Raw genomic sequence first — 21224 nt, 5'->3', positions numbered from 1 at the left:
TTTAAGTCAGAGTGGAAACTGGAGTGGGCAAATCGCTAGTGCTTTCTAAAACCTTATCAATCAAACCGTATTCTTTGGCTTCTTGGGGGGTCATATACAACATTCGATCTGTATCTTTCTCCAATTTATCGATTGCTTGACCGGTATTTCGACTAAATATTTCCAGTACTGCCCGTTTATTTTCTAATACTTCTTTAGCACGGATTTGAATATCTGTGGCTTGACCCTGAGCACCCTGACGGGCTTGATGTAGGATGATTGTGGCATTAGGCAAACTAGCGCGATAGCCTTTAGTTCCTGAAGAGAGGATCATCGCAGCAGTTCCCATTGCCTGACCGATACAAATAGTATGGACTGGGGGCTTAATGTAGTCCATAGTGTCACAAATCGCAAAAGCTTCGGTTTCAAAGCCAATTGAATCCCCACCATACCAGGAAGTACCAGTAGAATTAATGTACATAGTGATTGGTTTGTCTGGGTCATCAAATTGCAGGAACAGCAATTGAGCCACAATTAGTTCTGTAACATCAATCCCAATCTGATCTTTATATTCATCAGGAGATACTAAGGGAAGTCCTAAATAGATAATGCGTTCTTTGAGTAGTAGAGAAGGTAAATCTGGGGGTGGAGTACGATAGTTACCACCGCCTCCTCTATAAGGTGCTTGCACTGCCTGAATTGGTGAGTCCATAGTTTTTAAGTTAATTTACCTCTTACGTTTGATTGTTATCTGCTCGACAAATTGGCGGAGAAACAACTAATAAGCTTAAATTATGCTTTTATTCCAAGGTTAGTAAAATGATTTTAACGCATCTATCTACCAGGATTTAGCTAGTTTTAATCTATAAAACCGAACTACAACCGAACCATCGGTGTTTTAATTACTATATTTGTTAATAACGATCGATAACTATGGCTAGAACTATTGCTTTAATTGCCCACGACCAAAAAAAAGACGATCTGGTAGATTTTGCCCTGCGCCATCAACCTCTGTTATCTCGGTATCATCTCATTGCCACAGGAACAACAGGTAAAAGAATTGAAGAAGCTACCTCTCTTGAAATTGAGCGTGTGGCATCAGGACGATTGGGGGGAGATGCTCAAATTGCCGCCAGAGTCGTAACAGGAGAAATGATTGCTGTTATTTTTTTAATTGATTCAATAAATGCCCAACCTCATGAACCTGATATCCAGTCACTGCTTCGTATCTGTAATCTTCATCTAGTACCTCTAGCCACTAATTTGGGGACGGCTGAAGCGATCGCCACTAGTTTTGCTCAGAGTCTGGTAGCTCACCTGATCTTTAACCCTGTATCTGGTGGTGGTAATGGTCAACAGGATCTTGACTTTATTAAACAGATGTTAGAACCTCATTTACATCTAGAGGTTCATTTAACTAGTCCCGATATTAGTCCCCAGGAATTAGCCCAACAGGCGATTTCTCAGGATGCAGATCTGATCATTGCATCAGGTGGGGATGGTACTGTTTCTGCTGTCGCAGGGGCGGTAATTGATACTCAAATACCTTTAGGAATTATTCCTCGGGGAACAGCTAATGCTTTCGGTATGGCGTTGGGGATTACCCAGCAAATTAGTCAATTACGAAGAGCTTGCGAAATAATTTTGGCAGGGAAAACGAGGGTAGTTGATGCCGCACGGTGCAATAATTTACCGTTAATCTTATTGGCGGGAATTGGTTACGAAGCGGAAACCATCGAAAAAGCCGATCGCGAAACTAAAAACCGTTGGGGTTCATTGGCTTATATTATGGCTGGTTGGGAACAATTAGATGAGCAAAAATTATTTGAAGCAGAAATTGAAGTTGAAGGAGAAATGAGAACTTTTCAAGCTGGGGCGATTACGATCGCTAATGCTGCTCCTCCCACCTCGGTTTTGGCTCAGGGAATTGGTGAAGTGTTGGCTGACGATGGCTTACTAGATATTACGATCGCTACCGTAGAGAATAAGTTACAAGCTGTTACCACAATTTTAAGTATGTTAGGAGCCGCCTTAATTAAGACTAGTGCCGAATTAGATAATATAGTTCATCTGCGAGCCAAAAAAGTGAAAATTTCTGCTAGTCCCTCCCAAAAAGTTGTGCTCGATGGCGAGATTATCGGCAACACTCCAGTTGAAGTCGAATGTATGCCCCAAAGCTTGACTGTATTTGCACCTCCTATTGAGTAAAAGAAAATTAGTTACTGATGCAAGACTATTTTTGGCTTAAGTTTAAAAATGTTATCGCGCTGAATTAAAATACTGATGCCCAAAAAGGCTTGGTCTGCTCGATAGGTAACGAGATAACTATTTTCCTTGATCGGGTATGGTTGCATACAGGTTGTGGCTGCCGCTAAATCTATTAACTGACCCTGACACCACCGAATCGATTCCTCTTCTGCTAAAGTTACGCGCTCAAGATGATTGAAGACTAGGCTGGGTGAAATTAGAGCAAAAGTCTGCTGTTGCAGTTGGCTTGCAATTTGCTCCAAAGTAATACTATTCTCTAGCTGCATCCCACAACTTTCAGTACGTACCAAATTAGCTAGCGTCCCCCCAACTCCTAACATTTGCCCTAAGTCACGGGCGATCGCTCTAATGTATGTACCAGAACCACAGTGAATTTTTACCTCTAATTCATAAAAATCTGCACGATAAATATTGAGTAATTCGATTTTAGTGATGGTAATTATTCTGGGTTCTACTGCGATATCCTCGCCTTTTCTAGCTAGCTCATATAGTTTTTTTCCTTTTTGTTTGATAGCACTATAAATCGGTGGTACCTGTTCAATTGTGCCCACGAAATTATTTAAGGCAGCAGTTATCTCTTCAGGTTCTAGATTTACTTCAGCTACACTTTTAATCACTTCTCCTTCTAGATCATCTGTAGTTGTTGTCACTCCCAAACGAATCAGAGCGCGATAGGCTTTTGGCTCAGGTAAAAACTGTAATAATCGAGTTGCTTTCCCCACTGCCACAGGTAACACTCCAGTTGCCGCAGGATCGAGAGTCCCTCCGTGACCAATTTTTCTAGTATTTAAAAACTTACGTAATTTGGCGATGCAATCATGAGAAGTAAAGCCAGCAGGTTTATTTAAATTGATAAAACCAAACATCTATATTTATTATTTAGCGATTGCCTAGATATTACGGTATTTTTTTCAAAATATTATTCACTTTTTCCGCCTCGGCAGTTTTATCTTGAGAAATAAATAACTGTTCTGCTTTTTGCAAATTTGATCGCGCTGTTTCCTTATTTCCCATGCTCATCTGTAGCTTACCTAAACCAGCATAGGCTTCAGCAAATTCAGGATTGAGTTTAATTGCTTGGTTATAATCAGCTAGGGCTAATTCGGTTTTTCCTTGCTTGGTATAAAGTTCTCCCCGAAGGAAATAGGGATTAGGAAGGTCAGGATCGAGTTGAATTGCCCGATTGTAATCAGAGAGGGCTAATTCGGTTTTTCCTTGATCGAAGTAAACATGACCCCGATTATTGTAAGCTGAAGCAAAGCTAGGATTAATTTTAATAGCTCGATCGTAGTCAGCTAGAGCTGTTTCTACTTCTCCTTGCTCTTTGTAGAGATTACCTCGATTAAAGTGAGCATTGGCATAGTTAGGATTAATTTCAATAGCTTGATCGTAGTCAGCCAGAGCTAATTCGATTTCTTCTCGATCATGGTAAAGCACACCCCGATTGCTATAAGCTAAAGCCAAATTAGGATTAATTTTAATTGCTTGATCGTAGTCAGCCAGGGCTGTTTCTAGTTCTCCTTGGTTATAGTAAACGATACCCCGATTGAGGTAAACTTGAGCCAAGTTAGGATTAATTTCGATGGCTTGATCGTAGTCAGAGAGAGCTAATTCGATTTTTCCTTGCTCTTTGTAGAGATTACCTCGATTAAAGTGAGCAGCGGCATAGTTAGGATTAATTTCGATGGCTCGATCGTAGTCAGAGAGAGCTAATTCGATTTTTCCTTGCTCTTTGTAGAGATTACCCCGATTGTTATAAGCTAAAGCCAGATTAGGATTAATTTTAATTGCTCGACCATAGTCAGTCAGAGCTGTTTCTACTTCTCCTTGGTTATAGTAAAAGTTACCCCGATTGATATAAGCATCGGCATATTTAGGATTAATTTCGATGGCTCGATCATAGTCAGAGAGAGCTAATTCGCTTTTTCCTTGGTTGGCATAAAGTGCGCCTCGAGTAAGGTAAGCTTGAGCCAAGTTAGGATTAATTTCGATGGCTCGATCGTAATCAGAAAGAGCTAATTCGATTTCTCCTTGCTCTTTGTAGAGATTACCTCGATTAAAGTGAGCCTCAACAGATTCAGGATTAATTTTAATAGCTCGATTGTAATCAGAGAGAGCTAATTCAGTTTTTCCATCCTCGAAGTAAATAGTACCTCGATTGCCGTAGGCATTCGCCAAGTTGGGATTAAATTGAATAGCTTGGTTTAAGTCGGAGAGAGCTAAGTCTATTTTTCCTTGGTTGGCGTAAAGTACACTCCGATTGTTATAAGCATCAGCATATTTAGGATTTAGTTGAATAGCTTGGTTGAAGTCAGCCAGGGCTAATTCTACTTTTCCTTGGTCAGAGTAAAGAAGACCCCGATTGTAGTAAGCTTGAGCCAAGTTAGGATCGATTTTAATCGCCTTTTTATAGTCAGCTAGGGCTAATTCTACCTTCCCTTGCTCTTGGTAGAGATTACCTCGATTAAAGTGAGCATCGGCATAGTTAGGATTAATTTCAATAGCTCGATCGTAGTCAGCCAGAGCTAATTCGATTTCTTCTCGATCGTGGTAAAGCACACCTCGATTGCTATAAGCATTGGCATATTCAGGAGCGAGTTTGATTGCCTGGTTCAAATCAGGCAGGGCTAAATCATCTTTTCCTTGTTGTTCATAAAGCACACCTCGACTGTTATATGCATTAGCATTCTCAGGATCGAGTTTAATGGCTCGATCGTAGTCAGCTAGAGCTGTTTCTACTTCTCCTTGCTCTTTGTAGAGATTACCTCGATTAACGTAAGCATTGGCATATTCAGGAGCGAGTTTAATTGCCTGGTTCAAATCAGCCAGGGCTAAATCATCTTTTCCTTGTTGTTCATAAAGCACACCCCGATTGTTATATGTCAACGCAGATTCAGGAGCGAGTTTGATTGCCTGATTATAATCAGCCAGAGCTAATTCGGTTTTTCCCCGATCATTGTAGAGCAAACCCCGATTATCGTAAGCTAATGCATATTCAGGATTAATTTTGATGGCTCGATTGAAATCAGCTAGAGCTAATTCTAATTTTCCGCGATCCGAGTAAAAACTTCCCCGATTGTAGTAAGCAGTAGCATAGTTAGGATCGAGTTTAATTGCCAGGTTGTAATCAGAGAGAGCTAAATCATCTTTATCATCTTTTTCTTGTTGTTCGTAAAGCGTACCTCGATTACTGTAAGCTAATGCAGATTGAGGATCGAGTTCAATGGCTCGGTTATAGTTAGAGAGGGCTAATTCTACTTTTTTTTGCCTTGCGTATAGCAAACCCCGATTAATATAAGCAGGAGCATAGTTAGGATCGAGTTCAATGGCTCGGTTCAAGTCAGAGAGGGCTAATTCTACTTTTTTTTGTTCGGTGTAAAGCCCACCTCGATTACTATAAGCAGGAGCATAGTTAGGATCGAGTTTAATGGCTCGGTTCAAGTCAGCTAGGGCTAATTCAGTTTTTCCTCGGTCATCGTAAAATACACCCCGATTGCTATAAGCTAGAGCAAATTCAGGATCAACTTTAATCGCCTGGTTAAAGTCAGCCAAGGCTAATTCTGGTTTTCCTTGATCGTCGTAAAACCCACCCCGATTGCTATAAGCTAGAGCAAATTCAGGATCGAGTTTAATTGCCTGGTTATAGTCAGCGAGAGCTAATTCGGTTTCTCCTTGGTCGTTGTAAATAAGACCTCGATTGTTGTAAGCAAGAGCCAAGTTAGGATTAACTTTAATCACCTGATTATACTCAGCGAGAGCTAATTCGGTTTTTCCTTGGTCTTGATAAACAACACCCCGATTGTAGTAACTATGAGCATGGTTAGGATTAATTTTAATTGCCCGATTGTAGTCAGCTAAAGCTAATTCGGTTTTTCCTTGGTCAGAGTAAAGATTACCCCGATTGAGATAGAAACTAGAGAGGGGATTAAGCTTAATAGCTTGTTGATAAGCAGCGTCGGCTTCTGCATATCGTTTTAAGTCTGCTAGAATAATACCTTTTTCGTTGTATAAATTAGCTCTACTAGTATCATTTTGTGGCAACGAGATAGCTCGCTCGATATTAACTAAAGCTTCATCAAAGCGATTTGATTCCCTTAAAATTACACTCTTAGTGAGAAAAGCAGGTACAAAATCCGATCTCATCTCCACTGCTTTTTCTATACTTGCTAATGCAGATTCGTCTTTTTCTTCAGCAGATAAAGCCAAACCTTTACCATAATGAGCCAAGTGGATAAATTCAGGATTTAGGGTAATGGCTTTATCGAAAGCTTGTACTGCTTCTTCATAACGTTTTAGTCGCCACAGTTGATTACCTCTTACTAACCATCTTTCTGCCCCTGCGTTACTTTGAGGTATTTCTGTACTGAGAATTGCTGCTTCAAAAGCTTCTTTTTTCGCTGGATTTAATTCTGGCGATCGCTTATTTTCTATCGGTAATGGGGAATTAAGCTTAAATCTATCTGCTAATCCAATAAAAGTATTAATCGGAATTCCCAAACTATAGCCCAACTGGATTTGTTTTGCCGAGCCACTTTGACTGTCTAAAGCGGTTTCTCCCTCTGCTAACCCATGAATACCAATCACTCTTCCTGCTAAATCTAATACAGCACCGCCACTCATCCCCCCATAGGTGATACTGGTGTAAACCATTTCGTATCCACCCGCTAAACTCCCCTGACTTTGTGTTAAACCAGAACTATCAGTAGATAAAGAACTATCTTTAATATTTAACAATCCTTGCTCTCTCTCCAAACCATATCCGAGACTAAATCGCCATTGGGGTGGTGTATTTCTACTTAGCTGAGGATATCCTGCAACAAATACCGCATCATCTTTGGTTAAGGGATAGTTGGCTAATTGAGCAATTTGATAATTCTCAGGGCTATTAAACCTAACTACCGCTAAATCTACACCCTCTTGTCTCTCAATCTTGCTAGCATCTAGAGGATATTTATTGCCATCAGGAGCAATTATTTCGTAGTTGTAATTAATACACTTATTCCCATCGTCTTGTTCACAAACTACATGATCGGCAGTTATAACAGCATAAGTATTTCCTTCCTTAGCTACAATTATCCCCGAACCATTTGCTCCGCTGCTACTATCGATTCTGACTGTAATTTGTTTGGCTTTATTCTCTAATTCTCCTAACCATCCCGTTAACTGAGTATTACCGAGATCGGCTACCGTTTCGGGTAGGGGTAAATTGTAGGCTGTAATAATTTCGGGATTGATTTTAGCCAACAAGCTATTGATGGGAATACCCCAACTAAGTTGTCTTAATTGTTCGATTTCTGAGGGGCTGGGTGTAGTGCCATCTTCATATTGGTATCCCGTATTTAAAATAGGAAAAGCACTAATACCATTAATACCAATTAACTCTCCTTCAATATTAACGATCGCACCACCACTCATTCCTGACAAAATATCGCTGCTGTAGCCTAGTTGATAACCTTCTTGAAGCGATCGCTCTAGTAGATTTTCCACTCTTCCCGGCTGAGTAACAAATTCTCCTGTTTCACCTGAGTAACCTACCGCAATCATCTTTTGCTCGACTATCGGCGTTACTTTCCCGATATCAGCTAAGTTATAGGTGCGATCGCTGCTAAATTGCAGTAAGGCGATATCATCTTCAGATTGAAAATTAGTTAATAGAGTTGCTTGATGGTTTGTGTCATCAGGAGTTTTAAGCGTAATTTTATTTTCATTACCGCTAATGACGTGGTGGTTGGTCAGCACTAAATAATTATTCCCCTGTTTGCCGATGATGACACCAGAACCACCATTATCCGCAGTGGAAATTTTAACCGAGATTGAACGAGTATATTGCTTTAATCCAGGGGAGATGTCCTGGGCAATTAATTCGCTTTTAGCAGTAATGGATGTGGGTATAAAAACAGTGGGGAATAGAACGAGAGAAGCGATTAGGGATAGATAGCATTTCATGTTTTTCGATGAGTAATATTGGTCAAATTACTAATTAGTTGAGTAGCTAAATTGCAGACTTTTTCGGTTAGAAATAACTCTCTTCAATCCGCCCGATCATCCCCCGCTGTTTTTTTCATCAACAGTGGATGTATTGTTCAACAAATCTTCAATCGAAACATATACCTGCTTATCTCCAATTTGATACAGGGGTTGAGAAGTTTTCCCTTCTAACAATTCATTTAAACTAAGTAAAATCTCTCTCGGATTGCTACTAGGTTTGACTTGAAATAATTGATCTTCCCCTTTACAGAGTTGTCCTTTTTCAAGCACCGCGCAAATTATGGGATATCCTTGATTGACTCCGTTAGTTAAATAGTTCAAACGTCCATCTTCATAAAAGGTCTGAAACTTAGACGATACAGTTTCACATCTTCTTTGAGCATCCCATACTGGAATATAATTTGATTCCCAGGCAATAATGGGGATTGTGATTTGTCTTTGGGGAACATAGGCTACTGTGGCTGGAATATTTTCGCCACTCGCGCGATTGACAGTTTCACCGCAAGAAAAAGTGACGCGATCCTTGGTTGGTTCAACTTTTCCTGTCTTGGGAATGTCATACTCTGTTTGCGATTCTTTAACCTTAATCTCTGCATTACCTGACAGACTTAATAATAGTGAAGTAGAAATACAACCAAAAATTATTAAAGTTAAAGTTATTGGGGTATAAAGTTTGGTATTCATAATGTTAAATTGTCTTTTAAACAAGTCGTTAGTACATATAGCGGCTCTCATTTCAATAAGGCATACTTAATAACCTTTATTCAGGTTGCCTTTTAATGGATGATGGTTAAAAAGCTGTAAGCTCTAAGCTAAAGAAGGATTTGATTGCCTCTCCTTTTAAGGAGACTATTATCAAGGAAAAGTTCAAGCTCTTTTGTAATAAATAGCCTATGGCTTATGGTTTATAGCTAATTGACTTGGAATATAGATCGGCAACTAGAAAAACGCTATAAAATCAAAACAATATAAATAGAATTAGCTATTATAATGCTATGACTTTTATAGATTAATTTCAATTATTTTCAATCTAACTAAAGCAAAATTAAATATTATTTAAATAATAGTTTTTATATCTTTTAGCTTTTTAGTTAGAAACAAGAATTAATACCTATATGTTGAAGTTAAGTAGGTAGGCAGAATAATTGATAAAACCATACAATTAAGCTGTTTCTCTATTCCCTGTTCCCTATTCTCTTGCCGTAGGCATTTTATATTTAATTACACCCACCTACTTAAGAATATTATTCGAGTGCGCCCCAAAGTTGAAGCGTATATGATGAATCCAAATTTTCCCTGGTAAGTTTTTTGACTTTAAAATATTGACCTACCTTTGGCTCAAAATTGAATGTTTGAGTATTCGTTTGTCCGTCCATTGTAAATTCACCAATAGATTCAAACTTACCCGAAGGAGATTCATTACCAACTAACAGTTCAAATTCAAAATCTTTAAGGTTCATCTTTTGAGAAGCCATAACCGAAAAAGTGTCAAACGCAGCACATTTACCGTCCTTAAATCTGTAAACTACTTCTTTACCTGCGAATAGAGGATCATCAAGATACTCATCAACACCATCAAGTACATCGATTTGAGTTGCTCCTCCCGTGCATATAGTCCCAGAACAACTCACTGATTCGCCACCCTCTGATAATTTTAAGAGACTTATTCTGTTGGACTCGGTGATGTTTGTGGTTGGGCAAGGAGATGTCGAACTTGATTTTGACTGAGCTATCGTTTCAGAGTCATCAGTGCGAGTACTTCGATCTTCTAATTCTACTGCTTCTGATTCTTCTGATTGAGATATAGACGAAGAATCTGTGGTAGTTGGTTGCGATTCAACCTTACTTGGCTCGCTCCCAATAGTTATAGTAATGTTGGGAAGACTACTACAACTAACTAATAGCAATGTACTAATTAATGTGGTGATCGATCTATGAGCAGAAATCATCTTTTTAACCTAACTAGATAGAAATTTTTCTAACTCCCACTACGATAATCTTAAAAGAATTAAGCAATATTTATAGATATTTACTAAATATTTAAATTTGATTCAATTGAAATTAAATATTACTTAAATCTAATAGTTAGACAATAATTGCTAGAGTAAAAATATACTTTCAAACTATTTCGTGTATCCTAAAACTTTTTTGATTAAGAATTTAAGAAGTTTATTTTTACTTTAATGATTGGAGAATATCCGTATTTAGAAGTTACTAAACCCGATGGAATGCAGTATGCTGTCACTCTTGAAAATTTTATCCCTCAGCAAACAACCGAAAATGTTTATATTTCCATCGGGCGACAAAGCAATAATCATATTGTTCTGAACGATCCGCAAAAGAAAATATCTCGACATCATTGTTCTTTGCAATACCAAAATAATCGATGGTGGATTGTAGATAACGGTAGTGCTAATGGTACTTTTCTACAACGAGAAATAGATCAACCAGAAATTGATGTCCGTTCTGAAGATGCGATCGCACTTAGGAGCGGTGATTATATTTTGATTTTAGGAGCATTAAGTTCAACAAATCAACCGATATTCTGGCGACTAGAATTTATCGATCCGGGAGAAACTAACCAAGTGACCAGTATGCAAGCTATTCACACTTTAGAATATAGTCTTAGTCGCCAAATGTTATACCGTAATATTGTTCGTCGTCGAGATTCTATATCCTTGGGAGAACAAGAACGCTGTTTAATAGACTATATGAGCCGTAAAAATCACTATCATCAGAATCACCCAGCAATTTGTGAATACGATGAATTAATTCAAGCAGTATGGCAGGATGACACTTTTGGTAGGGATAGAAAAGCCATTAATCATTTAGTTTGGCGCATTAGAGACAAAATCGAGTTGGACTCAGGTGAACCTCAATTTCTAAAAACTATCAAAGGTAGAGGTTATTGTTTAGATATCAAAATCATTGATTGAATTTGTGACACACTATAATTCACATTGATCGACTCGTGATAGTAGAAGTTGCCTTTCCCTCCAGCGCAAATTTGGCTTGTCAGCAATCTCTTTTCCGGGACTAGGAAGATGTCCCAATGGAGCAATATCGGTATACATAAGATCGCCAGATAAACTCCAAGAGCCAAAAGTTCTCCACCCAACTCGATCACCAAAGGCTTGATAAGTTGCTTCTATGTAATCACCTGGGGTATTTCCTGTTTCTACATAGACTTGCTTTTGAGGACTAAATCCGAAACGCCCATCACTATGCTCTGTCCATAGTTGATTGATTTTACGTAACGATTCACAGGGAAATTTGTTAATTGATTTTAGGTTTAAGGCACTATCGTCACCAGCAATTTTCAACAGGATTTGATCTGTCTCTTCGTCAGCTTTTTGCCATTGTTTATTTTGCAAATATGCTTCTAGTTGATTATAGTTAGGCTGATTTAAAATTCGCGAAGTGTAAACTCCTGTTCCCAATAGAGCGATCGCACCCAATAAAGTTAATAATAATTTTTGAGGTGAATTAGATTTTCTAGACTGAGTTTTGACTTTTTCAATAGTGGTTTGAGTAACAGTGGGGGAAGCTGCTGGTTCAGATTCGACAAGACCGGTGTTAACGAGTGCTTTAAGTGCTGAACTAGCATCAGGAAATCGATTCTGGGGTTGAAAGCTAATCATCTTACTCAAAACAGATTCTAGTTCAGGGTCAATCTTTATTTGTAATTCAGCTAAAGTTTGTTTTAATCGATCTGAATTATGAGGCAATTCTGGAGATGCCAAACCTGTAAGAGCTTTGATAGCCAATATTCCGACTGCATATACATCACTGTATTTTCCAGGATAGCCCTGTGCCTGTTCGGGAGCCATATAAGAACCTGTACCAATACCAACCGTTTTTTCCTGTCGATCAACAGTTAAAATTTCTTTGACTGCTCCAAAATCAATTAAAACTAATTTTCCATCGCGATCGCGACGCATGATATTGGTAGGTTTAATATCTCGATGAATTTTGTCTTCATGATGCACCAAAGTTAAAAGTTGTAGCAATTCTTGCATAAGATTAACGGTTTGAGCTTCATTCCATCTTTTTCCAGACTCAAGTTCTGAAGCTAAGTTGTGCCCGCCGATAAATTCCTGTACTAAATAAAATTGTCCATTTTCTTCAAAGTAAGAATAGAGCTGAGGTATTTGATCGTGTTTCCCTAAGCTTGATAAAGACTTTGCTTCCTCTTTAAATAGTCTTTTGGCGATCGCTATTGCTTGAGGATCGGGATTTTTCGGAGAAAGATGTTTAACCACACATTGACGTTGAGGAACATAGTCTAGGTCAATCGCCAGATAGGTATCTCCAAAAGCTCCACTACCTATTTTTTGAATAATTTTGTATCTTTGGCGAAGAATACGATTAAGCATAAGACTAGCTCAAAAATTCAAAACATGATCTACCTAGATCGCAGAAAACCGATATCTATAGATTGTTGTGCTATTCATCTGTAATTATACGGATATTTAGAAATTTGAAATTTGTAAGATCAGAGATGAGCAAAAAAATTTTCGTTAAAACATTAAATGCTAAAGACGTTAAAGAAAATATTAGGTGGATTTGGAACCCTTGATGGTGCGACTTATCCCTTAAAAGCCTTAATAACTTTTATCAAAAATCCTGGATTATTCAAATATATTGCCATACCGATTCTGGTGAATATTATAGTTGCGATCGCGCTTTACAGCGGATTACTTTATTTTGGTTGGCAAATTGTTGATGGAGTACAAAGTGATCTCACTTTATGGTTAAATCAACTCATTGCTAACCTACCTCAGTGGTTAGGATTTTTAAGCTATATTGTTTCAGGTTTAATAGCTTTAATACGTTTATGCCTAATCGTAATTCTCCTGATTGCCACGGGTTTTTTGCTAACTCAATTTGGCGTATTGTTGGGGGCACCTTGGTATGGTCAACTTTCTGAACAACTAGAAAAACTCCGCACAGGTAAAGTGGAACTAGTTGAATTAAATATAATTAGTGATTTGGGTCGGGCAATTTTATATGAGTTAAAGAAGTTAGTATTGATCGCTGTGGTCGGAATTCCGTTACTATTCATTAATCTCTTTCCTGGGGTAGGTACGCTAGTTTCTACTGTAGGTTCATTCACCCTGACTACCACGATTGTCTGTCTCGATTTTCTTGATTCTTACCTAGAAAGAAGGCGACTACCTTTTCGTCGGAAGTTAGCTATTGTCTTCAAAAATTTACCTGCTACTGGCAGTTTTGGCTTAGTATGTTTGGGGTTAATTAGTATTCCTTTGGTTAACTTAATTACTATTCCTTTGTGTGTCGCTTCTGGAACATTGTTTATTTGCGATCGCGTCAGCCGACCTGTAAAATAATCATTGAAATCAGATCCAAGATAAAAGCCAAAAGCCATATTACACGGAAATACCCCACCGATTAGGTAGAGTATTAACATTTAATAAGTAAAAACAAGTTACTTATCAAGATAAACCTTGCAGAATCATTAAGCCTCGGCTTCACCTTCAATATAGATAAATAAAAGTGCCATAGAAACTGCTGCACCTACTATGCCCACAAGAGGAACCATAGCAACTGGTAACCAGGAAGCTGCGTAATCGCCAATCATATGTTAATTTCCCTATTTTGGATTAAAACGTTGACAACATGGATATTACTGCGAACAGAAACCCGAATAGGTTGAGTTATAAAGATTCTTAACAAAAAGCGAACTTAAACCAAGTTAGAGTAATGCTATTTAAAGGATTCATTGAATCTTGTAAATTTTAAGGAGAACTCAATTTTATGGATGCAATCACATCTGGTGGAGATCCTCAAGTAGGAAATTTGGCTACTCCCCTAAATTCGTCTGATTTTAGTACATCTTTAATCCGCAATTTACCTGCTTACCGCGAAGGTTTAGCACCACTTCGTCGTGGGTTAGAAGTAGGAATGGCGCATGGATATTTGTTATACGGTCCTTTTCTGGTATTAGGTCCATTACGTAACACTGAAAATGCAGACATTGCAGCTTTACTAGCTTCTATTGGTCTGGTAGCAATTTTGACCTTATGTTTGTCTCTCTATGCTAGTGCAATGGGTGGTAAACCGAGTGAAACTCTAACTGCTCCTAAAGTTCCTGCTGCATTTGCCTCTAAAGAAGGCTGGAGCGAATTTGGTACTGGTTTCTTTCTTGGCGGTACTGGTGGAGCATTCTTCGCTTATTTCTTGCTCTCCTCAGCTTATTTAGGAGATATCAAATCACTCATGGGTCTTTAATTTTTCTAGATTTTAATTTTTCTAGATTGTCTGAAGTACTAGGATGGTTAAGTTTGAGATAGCTTAAAAAATTTATCTAATAATCACATAGATTACAACCCAGAGGGAACTCTGGGCTTTATTATTTATAAAGGTATTCAGCTAAAAGTATAAAATAAGTAAGTATTTGAGAAAGACACCATGAAACCATATAAACTATCCCTGATGCCCATTAAACAGGCTAGTCTGCGTCTAAAGACCTGGATTGTTTCCAGCTTATTGATGGTATTGGCGATTTCCTGTTTAGCAGCACCAGCGATCGCTACTGGCTTATTTGATTTACCCAATTTTGATGCAGAAAGAGTTTGGGTGGTTGACACGGCTGATGCTATTAGTGCTTCTAACGAAGGTAAGCTAAGTAAAACTTTCAAACAATTTGCTAACGAAACGGGTCAAGAGATCAGAATGGTAGCAATCCGTCGCTTAGACTATGGAGAAACTGTAGATAGTCTAGCAGAGGAAATATTTAAAGATTGGTATCCTAGTACTGAAGCCCAAGCTAACCAAACTTTACTGGTATTAGATACCTTAACTAACAACGTTGCTATCCGCACTGGAGAATCAGCTCAAGAATTGGTCAATGCAGATATTGCTACCAGTATTGTTGATGAAACTGTGGGCTACAATATCCGCAAAGGGGATAAATACAACCAAGCCTTTATTGATGCAGGCGATCGCTTAGTAGCTGTACTTTCTGGTCAAGAAGATCCAGGTCCTCCAGTTATGGAAGATGAAATTCAAATCGAGGGTACATTTACCACAGCGGAAGATACTGACCAAGGTAGTGCAACTATTTGGGTAGTAGGTTTTTTGATAGTTGCTACCATTATCCCTATGGCAACCTACTATTGGTACGTCGGATTTGGTAATTAATCCTGAATATACTCAGTACCGTTAACTAAAGCATACTCAGCCCTGGTAAATTCTCGACCTAAATAGGCAGCATGATCTAACATTGTAATCGGGCAGGGTTGAGGTTCTTCAATTACCTTGACACAAAGTTCTTTAGCCGTTCTAGCTGTATAGAGTGTCTCTGCAACACGCTCTACTTTTTCACCCCCGCAGGCAATTACCTTTCCTGTATTGGGGTCTACTGCCAAACCTTTTTCGTTGATGATATTGGTATAGTGTTTGGCACAGATTAATTCTGCTTCTCGATCCACATAAATGATGTAATAGCCACCAGGATCTAGAGCAATCGGACGTTTAGAAAGCTGATCATCTATAGCTTTTAAATGATTGGTATTAATCGTAGTCGGCATTAAAAATTTAGAACATTTGTTTTGTTTACTAACCACGATCATAATGCTTTCTGAAGTTAAAAAACCTATCTCTTAAACTGAAATAAAATATCTTTAATAAAAATCAAAATCTAGTCACGAGTAATGAGTAACAAAGGCTTAATCCCCATGTGTTGAGACCAACTTGGGGCTTTTATATTCATTACTCATTACTTATTACTCATTACTTTAGCCCGAAGGGCGTGGTTAATTTCAACTTAACTCGAATAACTTTTCCATGCTTGCCAAAAGTTCAGCACAGCCATCATTACTATAAACAAACTAAAAATTTTCCTGACCACCGAATCTGGTAACTTAGGTAATACTCTCGTACCTACTTGACTGCCTAACATCCCACCAATACCCAACATTATTCCTTGAAAAAACAAAATATTACCCTGAGTTGCATGAACTATACAAGAAGAAATTGTCGCTGTGACGATTACTCCCAAACTGGTCTGAATTGCTACTTTAATTTCTTCGTTCAGCAGTAACATTTGCAAAGGAACCATAATTGTACCGCCACCGATTCCCAATAAACCCGACAAAAAACCAGCAATTCCTCCTGTCGTAATCTTGGCTGTTATTGGAGTAAATAACTTTGTTGACTGTTGTTCTTGTACTGCTAACTTTTTTCGCAGCCTAATCAAAAACAGATTTACCAGTAAAAAGATACTGAATATTGTTAATAAAATATATTCTGGTATATTTACCCCCACAAGAACCCCTAATTGGGCGGTAATTATAGCTGGCAAGGCAAGATAAACCACTCTTTGCAAATCCAAATAGCCCATGCGCCAATTATAGAAACTACCAGTAGACGAACTCATAATAATGACAAAGCTACTAGTTGCCACAGCTTGAATGGGAGGATAACCTAATGTCACCAGTAAAGAAACAATTACAAATCCGCCACCTATTCCTAGTAATCCCGCTAAAATACCCGAAAATATGCCACCAATACCAAAAATTAGCCAACTTTCCATAATTAAATATTAATCTCTAAATATTGAGTATTTACTAGACTTCTCGCAAAAATAAAATTGGCAATTCAATATTTTTTATGCTTTTAAGATTTCCTCAAAACGAAGTGGAATCAATTTCTTTACTTATTTTCCTTGTCTATCTTGTCTTAATCAACTATTTAATTTCTTCTTGTACCAAAAATTTACTCCTCATAGTCACTGTTGATTTGAACCTCTAGAGTATCTTCATCAACATAAACGTATAAAACGTTTGGACGACAACATACCTGACAATCTTCGGTATAGGACTGTTGCATTCCTGCACTAATATCGACAAAAGTACTATTGGTTTCGCCACAAAAAGCGCAGTAATATTCAGCAGTAGTTTGCATATTTTCTTACTTAATAGTTGACCAGGGACAAATAAACTGAAACAAAAGCTTAATTCCTAATTACTAGTTTTTCATTATTAATTGCCATAGCATCGTTTAAGTGTTTCACTAAAGTTTTTTGAGGTAATGCTCCTTGTATATGTTGCCAGGGAAGAATTTGCTCGTTCCAGTCCCATTGAGAGTGAACATAGTAATCTAGTGGGGGAATTTGTCCTCTTAACTGTTTAAATGCCCTTTTATAGCTACCAACAGAGTCTCCATATTCTCTGGTTAATTGCAGTAATTTACCTAATCGGCGATCGCCACGAGAAATTAAAGCCTGAATAACTGACCAGTTATAACTTTCGGGGCGAAAATCAATCCCCTGTTTTCTGAGGTTTTTCTCCAGATATTTTAGTCTTTTTTTGGCCTCGGAATTAACCCCAAACCATTGAAATGGAGTATGAGATTTAGGCACAAAAGTACTGCATCCCAGAGTTAAGCGTAATCCAGGGGCAGCTTTTTTAATAGCTGACATCATAGCAACAGTTTCTTCTACATCCGCCATCGATTCTCCGGGAATACCGACCATCCCATAAAGTTTTAAGGCCTTTAAGCCTCCAGCTTTAGCATTAATTGCTGCCTGAATGATTTCTTCGTTAGTTAGCTTTTTGTTGACGATTTGTCTTACTTTTTCTGAACCACTCTCCACGGCGATGGTAATGGAACGAGTATCGCGATTAGCTAGGGTAGCAGCCAGTTTTTCGGTAACAGTGTTAGTCCTTACCGAAGCAATACTAAGACGGACATCTTGGTATTGGGGTTGGGATAAATAATCTAAAATTGCTTCAAATTCGGGATGTTGTGTTACTGATGCTCCTAATAAACCAAGACGGTTAGTAACTTGTAAACCTTTTTGGATCGCAGGTATTAGAGAACCTGATAAAGAAGCAGTACGAAATGGCAGGGTTAAATAACTGGCTAAACAAAAGCGACACATCTCAGGACAACTACGGACAACTTCGACCATGAAAATATTTGACCAGGCCGCTTTTTCCGTGACTACGGTAGAGGCAGAAAGTGTATTGCCACGATAGGTTTGTTTTTGTACTTGCTTGGGAATATCTTCAGCGATAGGTGCGATCGCTTTGATTGCACCATCAGGGTTATGATAAGTTACTGCATATAAGCTGGGAATATAAACCCCTGGAATCTGTGCTAATTGGCGTAATTTAGTCTGGCGATCGGCGTTTCTAACCTGTTGATAAGCATCAATAAAATTATCGAGTAAATCTTCCCCATCTCCTAGCAGAATGACATCAAAAAAATCTGCCAGTGGTTCAGGATTAGCAGTTAAAACAGTTCCTCCACCAAATACCAGAGGGTGATTATTCTCTCTATCAGCGCTATGAAGAGGAATGGCTAAAGATTCTAGTAAATCGAAAATATTAATATAATCTAATTCCCAAGATACGGAAAAACCTAGTAGTTCAGGATTTCTGGGTAGAGGTTCGTTGAGGTCGGTAAATAAACGACTGACATTCACATCAGAACGCATTGCTAAAGTCGACCAAACTATTTGATAACCTAAGCTAGTTATACCAATGGTATATTCATTGGGGAAAGCAAAGATTGTCGGAATAGCATTAGCTTCTGGATTGGCGGGGGAAAACAAAAGATGTTCTTCTTGAAATACATTCACAGATTGTTAGTTTGAGCCTATAGTTTTAGGTCTTAAATTTTAAATGGTCGTACTTCTTGATTATCGATCGCTTTAGTAAGATGTTGCCAAAAGTTGAATCTCGATCGATTGAGTTTAGACAATTTTTAGCGCAGGAAGAGTTATACTACTGAATTGTTGCCGAAAGTAGTCTATGGTTAGTTTTTTGAGGTATTGGGTTGGAATATTGTTATGGACATTTTTATCTCAACTATCTTTATTAGCCTCAGAGTTACCTAAATTAGACGGGACTACAATCTTGGTTTTTGATGATGATTCCCGCCCATCACGCCAAAATCCTGTAAATAATTTATCTAGCCTAACTAAGTTTAAATCTCCTACCCATCTCATTACCCAAGAGCGTCAGGGAGAGGTTCAACAATATAAAATACCAGCAAATAATGAATCAGAATTTAATCCCTCGATTCCCATCGACCAAATTGAAGTAGTAGAGGTCATTGCCGATCGCCAAGAATTCGATGAACAAAGACAAGTAATCACTGCCGAAGGAAATGTCGTGATGCGCTTTGCTCAATCAGTAATGACTAGCGATCGCCTAGAGATAAATCTCAAGGACAATCTGGCTGTAGCCACGGGGAATGTAGTGCTGACAAGAGGGGAACAAATTCTGCGAGGAGAAAAATTTGAATATTATTTAGTTACTGATCGGGGAGTCATTTTTAATGCGGGGGGAGAAATTTATCAACCCAGTCTAAGTCAAGACTTAGATTTAGAGCAACAATTAGCACCCGAACAAAGGGTTTTTGACCAAACTTTAAGTCAGGGACTGACAAATAATCAACCCCTAACAGGAGTCACTGCCAACGAAGGCATCGGGACTACTATAGGTAGTTCAAGGGATGTTAATTTATTGAATGATGATAACTCCACTGGCGGCAATATTAACCGAATTCGATTTCAAGCAGATCGAGTAGATTTTGAAACTTCAACCTGGGAAGCACAAAATTTACGTCTAACTAACGATCCGTTTTCTCCACCTGAGCTAGAGTTAAGAGCCAAGACAGCAACTTTTCAACAGGTTGATGCTCTGACAAATACATTAACTACTACTAATTCTCGCCTAGTAATTGATGATAGTTTTACTGTCCCCCTTTTAACCCGTTCATTTGTCTTTGATGGTCGCCCTCGCCGCCCCGGACTGTTCAATATTGGTTTTGACGGCGACGAGCGAGGCGGCCTCTTTATTGAACGGAGCTTTGATATTATTGATGGGGAGCGAGTAAACTGGGAGATTACTCCCCAATACTTTTTGGAACGAGCTTTATTTCCGACCACCTTTCGGTTTAGTGACTCAGATGAAGGAGGAGTATTCGATCCAGCAGTCTTTGGTCTTAAAAGCGAGCTTAATACAGAATTTTCCCCTAGAACAAGAGCAGAAGCTGATTTTTCTTTAACTAGTTTTGATTTTGGTGACTTTGAAGATAATTTTCGTGCCCAAGTAGGAATTGAACAAAGGGTAGGTAATCTAAATAATCCCTATACCTTCGATCTTGAATATAATTTTCGCGATCGCCTATTCAATGGTTCTCTGGGTTTTCAGACCGTATTTAACAGTATCGGTGCAGTGGTAACTTCACCTAATATTGCGATCGCTGATACTGGGATAAATCTAACTTATCAGGCCTCAATTCAAAACATCAATGCAGATACTGATCGCCAAGATTTATTAGGCGCAGCAAGAGATAATGATCGCGTTAACTTAACTCGCTACCAAGGAGCAATTTTTCTTAATAAAGCCTTTCCCCTCTGGTCGGGAGAGGCATTGCCCCCCACCAAAGACCAAGGATTGCGTTATACACCTGTTCCAGTTGTGCCTTACCTACAATTATTTACGGGAGTTTCGGGGGTTGGTAGTTTTTATAGCAACAGTGATAATCAACTATCTTTACAAGGAGATATCGGCATTCAAGGACAACTAGGTCACTTTTCTCGTCCTTGGCTTGACTATACAGGATTTAAAATAAGTTACTCACAAAATATTCGCGGCGATGAGTCACCCTTTTTATTTGATCGCTTGGTAGATCGACAAATTCTTTCCTTAGGTGTTACCCAGCAAATTTATGGTCCTATTCGTTTGGGAGTTCAAACTTCTCTTGATTTAAATGATAGCGATGAAATTAATACCGATTATCTGATTGAATATAGTCGTCGGACTCATAATGTTACCCTGCGCTACAATCCAGTATTAGAAATTGGTTCCATCAGTTTACGGATTAGTGATTTTAATTGGCGAGGTAATCCTCGACCCTTTAACAGCAATGAAATTACCCCAGTAATCCAGGGAGTTGGACGATAAAGTTGCACATCGTAAATATTGTCATAATAATATCATTTGAGGTCG

General features: G+C 38.5%; 17 protein-coding genes. 6 read left to right on the top strand and 11 right to left on the bottom strand.

Translation table 11 applies throughout. The features are described 5' to 3' along the window. Position 1 precedes the first annotated feature (1 nt). Positions 2-691, bottom strand: coding sequence for an ATP-dependent Clp protease proteolytic subunit (locus PLEUR7319_RS0104650; RefSeq protein WP_019504036.1), 690 nt, complete (start codon positions 689-691; stop codon positions 2-4). Between the two features lie 221 nt (positions 692-912). Here PLEUR7319_RS0104650 and mgsA point away from each other — a divergent pair, with 221 nt between their 5' ends. Continuing rightward, complete coding sequence (gene mgsA / locus PLEUR7319_RS0104645; protein ID WP_019504035.1) at positions 913-2187, top strand: methylglyoxal synthase; 1275 nt, start codon at positions 913-915, stop codon at positions 2185-2187. Positions 2188-2198: 11 nt separating this feature from the next. Here mgsA and truB read toward each other — a convergent pair whose 3' ends face one another. The 4 genes from truB to PLEUR7319_RS0104625 form a co-directional block, all read right to left on the bottom strand. Continuing rightward, positions 2199-3113, bottom strand: a complete 915-nt coding sequence (gene truB / locus PLEUR7319_RS0104640; protein WP_019504034.1) for a tRNA pseudouridine(55) synthase TruB — start codon at positions 3111-3113, stop codon at positions 2199-2201. 31 nt (positions 3114-3144) lie between these two features. Then, a complete protein-coding gene (locus tag PLEUR7319_RS37815) occupies positions 3145-8193 on the bottom strand; it encodes a tetratricopeptide repeat protein (RefSeq protein ID WP_019504033.1) in 5049 nt (1682 codons plus the stop codon). 96 nt (positions 8194-8289) lie between these two features. After that, complete coding sequence (locus PLEUR7319_RS34290) at positions 8290-8919, bottom strand: COP23 domain-containing protein (protein ID WP_019504032.1); 630 nt, start codon at positions 8917-8919, stop codon at positions 8290-8292. 560 nt (positions 8920-9479) lie between these two features. Next, positions 9480-10184 carry a hypothetical protein gene (locus PLEUR7319_RS0104625; protein ID WP_019504031.1) on the bottom strand — a complete coding sequence of 235 codons (705 nt, stop codon included), beginning with the start codon at positions 10182-10184 and terminating at the stop codon, positions 9480-9482. 234 nt (positions 10185-10418) lie between these two features. Here PLEUR7319_RS0104625 and PLEUR7319_RS0104620 point away from each other — a divergent pair, with 234 nt between their 5' ends. Next, entirely contained in the window at positions 10419-11171 is a 753-nt protein-coding gene (locus tag PLEUR7319_RS0104620) for an FHA domain-containing protein (RefSeq protein ID WP_019504030.1), read from the top strand. Positions 11172-11183: 12 nt separating this feature from the next. Here PLEUR7319_RS0104620 and PLEUR7319_RS0104615 read toward each other — a convergent pair whose 3' ends face one another. After that, positions 11184-12611, bottom strand: a complete 1428-nt coding sequence (locus PLEUR7319_RS0104615; RefSeq protein WP_019504029.1) for a serine/threonine-protein kinase — start codon at positions 12609-12611, stop codon at positions 11184-11186. A 156-nt stretch (positions 12612-12767) separates the two neighbouring features. Here PLEUR7319_RS0104615 and PLEUR7319_RS0104610 point away from each other — a divergent pair, with 156 nt between their 5' ends. Further along, positions 12768-13586, top strand: a complete 819-nt coding sequence (locus PLEUR7319_RS0104610; RefSeq protein ID WP_019504028.1) for an EI24 domain-containing protein — start codon at positions 12768-12770, stop codon at positions 13584-13586. A 128-nt stretch (positions 13587-13714) separates the two neighbouring features. Here the strand turns inward: PLEUR7319_RS0104610 and PLEUR7319_RS0104605 are convergent, their stop codons facing one another. After that, on the bottom strand, positions 13715-13837 hold the full coding sequence (locus PLEUR7319_RS0104605) for a photosystem I reaction center subunit VIII (RefSeq protein WP_019504027.1): 123 nt from the start codon (positions 13835-13837) through the stop codon (positions 13715-13717). A 176-nt stretch (positions 13838-14013) separates the two neighbouring features. Here PLEUR7319_RS0104605 and PLEUR7319_RS0104600 point away from each other — a divergent pair, with 176 nt between their 5' ends. Together PLEUR7319_RS0104600 and psb32 are read left to right on the top strand one after the other, a co-directional pair. Then, on the top strand, positions 14014-14487 hold the full coding sequence (locus PLEUR7319_RS0104600; RefSeq protein ID WP_019504026.1) for a photosystem I reaction center subunit XI: 474 nt from the start codon (positions 14014-14016) through the stop codon (positions 14485-14487). Positions 14488-14667: 180 nt separating this feature from the next. Beyond that, on the top strand, positions 14668-15399 hold the full coding sequence (gene psb32 / locus PLEUR7319_RS0104595; RefSeq protein ID WP_019504025.1) for a photosystem II repair protein Psb32: 732 nt from the start codon (positions 14668-14670) through the stop codon (positions 15397-15399). Here psb32 and PLEUR7319_RS0104590 read toward each other — a convergent pair. From PLEUR7319_RS0104590 to PLEUR7319_RS0104575, 4 genes are all read right to left on the bottom strand, one after another. After that, positions 15396-15788 carry a DUF4346 domain-containing protein gene (locus tag PLEUR7319_RS0104590; protein WP_019504024.1) on the bottom strand — a complete coding sequence of 131 codons (393 nt, stop codon included), beginning with the start codon at positions 15786-15788 and terminating at the stop codon, positions 15396-15398. The two genes, psb32 and PLEUR7319_RS0104590, sit on opposite strands and share 4 nt — an antisense overlap. 236 nt (positions 15789-16024) lie before the next feature. Beyond that, positions 16025-16792 (bottom strand): sulfite exporter TauE/SafE family protein, encoded by a 768-nt coding sequence (locus PLEUR7319_RS0104585; protein ID WP_019504023.1) that lies wholly within the window; start codon positions 16790-16792, stop codon positions 16025-16027. A gap of 182 nt (positions 16793-16974) precedes the next feature. Beyond that, entirely contained in the window at positions 16975-17163 is a 189-nt protein-coding gene (locus PLEUR7319_RS0104580) for a CPXCG motif-containing cysteine-rich protein (RefSeq protein ID WP_019504022.1), read from the bottom strand. 49 nt (positions 17164-17212) lie between these two features. Further along, entirely contained in the window at positions 17213-18844 is a 1632-nt protein-coding gene (locus PLEUR7319_RS0104575; protein WP_019504021.1) for a radical SAM protein, read from the bottom strand. Positions 18845-19016: 172 nt separating this feature from the next. Here PLEUR7319_RS0104575 and PLEUR7319_RS0104570 point away from each other — a divergent pair, with 172 nt between their 5' ends. Next, complete coding sequence (locus PLEUR7319_RS0104570) at positions 19017-21179, top strand: DUF3769 domain-containing protein (RefSeq protein WP_019504020.1); 2163 nt, start codon at positions 19017-19019, stop codon at positions 21177-21179. The last annotated feature ends 45 nt before the right edge of the window (positions 21180-21224 follow it).

The sequence above is a fragment of the Pleurocapsa sp. PCC 7319 genome, assembly GCF_000332195.1.
GTDB lineage: Bacteria > Cyanobacteriota > Cyanobacteriia > Cyanobacteriales > Xenococcaceae > Waterburya.
The sequence above is the reverse complement of the archived record's forward strand: the minus strand, read 5'-3'. Positions and strand labels throughout refer to the sequence as shown.

What these genes read in the sequence shown, in the direction of transcription:
- truB (WP_019504034.1), bottom strand. Translation starts at nt 3,113, where the DNA reads ATGTTTGGTTTTATCAATTTAAATAAACCTGCTGGCTTTACTTCTCAT.
- PLEUR7319_RS37815 (WP_019504033.1), bottom strand. Translation starts at nt 8,193, where the DNA reads ATGAAATGCTATCTATCCCTAATCGCTTCTCTCGTTCTATTCCCCACT.
- PLEUR7319_RS0104590 (WP_019504024.1), bottom strand. Translation starts at nt 15,788, where the DNA reads ATGCCGACTACGATTAATACCAATCATTTAAAAGCTATAGATGATCAG.
- PLEUR7319_RS0104605 (WP_019504027.1), bottom strand. Translation starts at nt 13,837, where the DNA reads ATGATTGGCGATTACGCAGCTTCCTGGTTACCAGTTGCTATGGTTCCT.
- PLEUR7319_RS0104610 (WP_019504028.1), top strand. Translation starts at nt 12,768, where the DNA reads ATGCTAAAGACGTTAAAGAAAATATTAGGTGGATTTGGAACCCTTGAT.
- PLEUR7319_RS0104585 (WP_019504023.1), bottom strand. Translation starts at nt 16,792, where the DNA reads ATGGAAAGTTGGCTAATTTTTGGTATTGGTGGCATATTTTCGGGTATT.
- PLEUR7319_RS0104580 (WP_019504022.1), bottom strand. Translation starts at nt 17,163, where the DNA reads ATGCAAACTACTGCTGAATATTACTGCGCTTTTTGTGGCGAAACCAAT.
- PLEUR7319_RS0104620 (WP_019504030.1), top strand. Translation starts at nt 10,419, where the DNA reads ATGATTGGAGAATATCCGTATTTAGAAGTTACTAAACCCGATGGAATG.
- PLEUR7319_RS0104650 (WP_019504036.1), bottom strand. Translation starts at nt 691, where the DNA reads ATGGACTCACCAATTCAGGCAGTGCAAGCACCTTATAGAGGAGGCGGT.
- mgsA (WP_019504035.1), top strand. Translation starts at nt 913, where the DNA reads ATGGCTAGAACTATTGCTTTAATTGCCCACGACCAAAAAAAAGACGAT.
- psb32 (WP_019504025.1), top strand. Translation starts at nt 14,668, where the DNA reads ATGAAACCATATAAACTATCCCTGATGCCCATTAAACAGGCTAGTCTG.
- PLEUR7319_RS0104615 (WP_019504029.1), bottom strand. Translation starts at nt 12,611, where the DNA reads ATGCTTAATCGTATTCTTCGCCAAAGATACAAAATTATTCAAAAAATA.
- PLEUR7319_RS0104625 (WP_019504031.1), bottom strand. Translation starts at nt 10,184, where the DNA reads ATGATTTCTGCTCATAGATCGATCACCACATTAATTAGTACATTGCTA.
- PLEUR7319_RS0104600 (WP_019504026.1), top strand. Translation starts at nt 14,014, where the DNA reads ATGGATGCAATCACATCTGGTGGAGATCCTCAAGTAGGAAATTTGGCT.
- PLEUR7319_RS0104570 (WP_019504020.1), top strand. Translation starts at nt 19,017, where the DNA reads ATGGTTAGTTTTTTGAGGTATTGGGTTGGAATATTGTTATGGACATTT.
- PLEUR7319_RS34290 (WP_019504032.1), bottom strand. Translation starts at nt 8,919, where the DNA reads ATGAATACCAAACTTTATACCCCAATAACTTTAACTTTAATAATTTTT.